Source organism: Streptomyces sp. MUM 203J, assembly GCF_022414595.1.
Lineage (GTDB): Bacteria > Actinomycetota > Actinomycetes > Streptomycetales > Streptomycetaceae > Streptomyces.
This window is the reverse complement of record NZ_JADWYO010000125.1, coordinates 1-2,223: the sequence shown is the minus strand read 5'-3', so window position 1 is coordinate 2,223 and position 2,223 is coordinate 1. Positions and strand designations below refer to the sequence as shown.

Genomic DNA, 2,223 nt, shown 5'->3' with positions numbered 1-2,223 from the left:
GCCCTGGCCGCCGCCCGGACGGCCCGCGCCCGCCGGGGCGCCGCCCTGCGCGCCCTGACCGGCCGGGGCACCCGCGCCGGGGGCACCGGGCTTGCCCGGCTTCTTGCCGCCCTGCGTGACGTCGACCGGAAGCATGACCAGCGCCGTCGTACCGCCCGAGTCGGACGGGCGGAGCTGGATGCGGATGCCGTGTCGCAGGGACAGGCGGCCGACCACGAACAGACCCATGCGGCGGGAGACGGAGACGTCCACGGTCGGCGGCGAGGCGAGCCGCTCGTTGATCGCGGCGAGGTCCTCGGGGGAGAGGCCGATGCCGGTGTCGTGGATCTCGACGAGCACGCGGCCGTCGGGCAGCGCGTGGCCGGTGACCCGGACCTTGGTCTGCGGGGAGGAGAACGACGTGGCGTTCTCCAGCAGCTCGGCCAGCAGGTGCACGAGGTCGTTGACGATCCGGCCGGCGACCTCGGTGGCCGGGACGGCGGCCAGTTCGATGCGCTCGTACTGCTCCACCTCGGAGGCGGCGGCACGGAGCACGTCGACCAGCGGCACGGGCCGGGTCCACCGGCGGCCGGGCTCTTCACCCGCGAGAACCAGCAGGTTCTCACCGTTACGGCGCATACGCGTGGCCAGGTGGTCGAGCTTGAACAGCGAGGCCAGCTGGTCCGGGTCGGCCTCGCGGGACTCGAGTTCGGAGATGAGCGAGAGCTGGCGCTGGATCAGACCCTGCGATCGGCGCGACAGGTTGGTGAACATCGCGTTGACGTTGCCCCGCAGCAGGGCCTGCTCGGCGGCGAGGCGGACCGCCTCGCGGTGCACGTCGTCGAAGGCCGCGGCCACCTTGCCGATCTCGTCGCGCGAGTGGACGCCGACGGACTCCACGGACGTGTCCACGTCCTGCGGGTCGGCCTCGGACAGCTGCTTGACCAGCTGGGGCAGGCGGTCCTGGGCGACCTTGGTGGCCGTGTCCTGCAGCCGCCGCAGCGACTGGACCATGGAGCGGGCCACCACGAAGGCGCCGACGAGGGACACGCCGAGCACCAGGATGATCAGCGCACCGTTGATGATGGCGTCGCGCTGCGCCTCCTTGCGCAGCTCACGGGCCTTCTCCTCCACCTTGCTGAGGAGGGACTCCTCGATGGACTTCATCTGCTTGAGCTTGGTGTCGGCCTCGTCCGTCCAGTCGAGGAAGGTACGCGGGGGCATCCGCTGGAGGCCGTTCTGCTCACGCAGCACCCGGCCCGCGTACTCGTCGGCGGACTGGATGGAGGGGTTGCCGGTGTTCAGCGGGGACAGCAGCGCGGAGGCGTCCTCGCCCGAGGACTCGTAGATGGAGCGGAACGACTTGAGCTGGGCGCTCTCGTTGACGCGGGCGTCCTCGGCGTACTGCCGGTCGTTGACGTTGAGTTCGCGCTTCTTGTCGTCGCTGGTCGACTTGGGGAGCGCGGCGGCGATGACGGCACGCTGGATCGATGCGTACTCCTTGGCGGAGGAGAACGCCGCCAGCGCGCGCGTGCGCTTGATCATGTCCGGGTTGCTGGTCGCCTGCGCCATGTCCTGGGACAGGGTCAGCAGCGACTCGATCAGCCGGTTGTACTTGCCCACGGTCGCGGAGGTCATCCGGCCGGAGGCATAGGCGTCCTTGCGGATGGAGCCGATCGTCACGACCTGGTTGGCGATCTGGGTGACGTTCGCGCGGATACTCGCCAGCGCCTCGTCGTCCTGGGTGTCGCCGATCTCCTTGGTGGCGTTGAGGAACGCGTCCTTCGCCGCGTCCGTCTCGCTGCGCGGCTCGGAGACCTTGAAGTCGGTGACCGGGTAGCCGTTGGCCAGGGGACCGGCCGTCAGGTCGCGCTCGGCCTGGAGGGCCTGGGCGAGGTAGTGCGCCTCGCGGGTGAGCTTGGTGAGCAGCTGCATGTGGTCCAGCTGCTCCATGTTGTCCATGGATTCCTGGATCCGCAGACCGCCCAGCGAGGTCGCCGCGACCACGGGGAGGGCGAGGAGGGAGACGAGCCGGGTGGAGATGCGCCAGTTGCGCAGGGCTATTCGGGAGCCGGTGTCGCCGGTGTCGCCGCCCTTCGGGGTCTTGGCGTCCTTGTCGGCCTTGGCGCCCTTCGCGCTCTTGCCCTTGCCGTTCTTGGACTTGGCGTCGGCGGGCTGGTCAAGTCCGCGGTGCGGACGGTGGAGTTGCTGGAGTTCTTCGCCGGTAGCCCCGGCATGCACACA

General features: G+C 70.2%; 2 pseudogenes. One reads left to right on the top strand and one right to left on the bottom strand.

The annotated features are described in order from the left end of the window. Positions 1-2,175: pseudogene (locus tag I3F58_RS29120) on the bottom strand (nitrate- and nitrite sensing domain-containing protein); the annotation flags it as partial. Between I3F58_RS29120 and I3F58_RS29935 the strand changes: the two are divergent. Beyond that, positions 2,143-2,223 (top strand): annotated as a pseudogene (locus I3F58_RS29935) (IclR family transcriptional regulator); the annotation flags it as partial. The pseudogenes I3F58_RS29120 and I3F58_RS29935 sit on opposite strands and share 33 nt — an antisense overlap.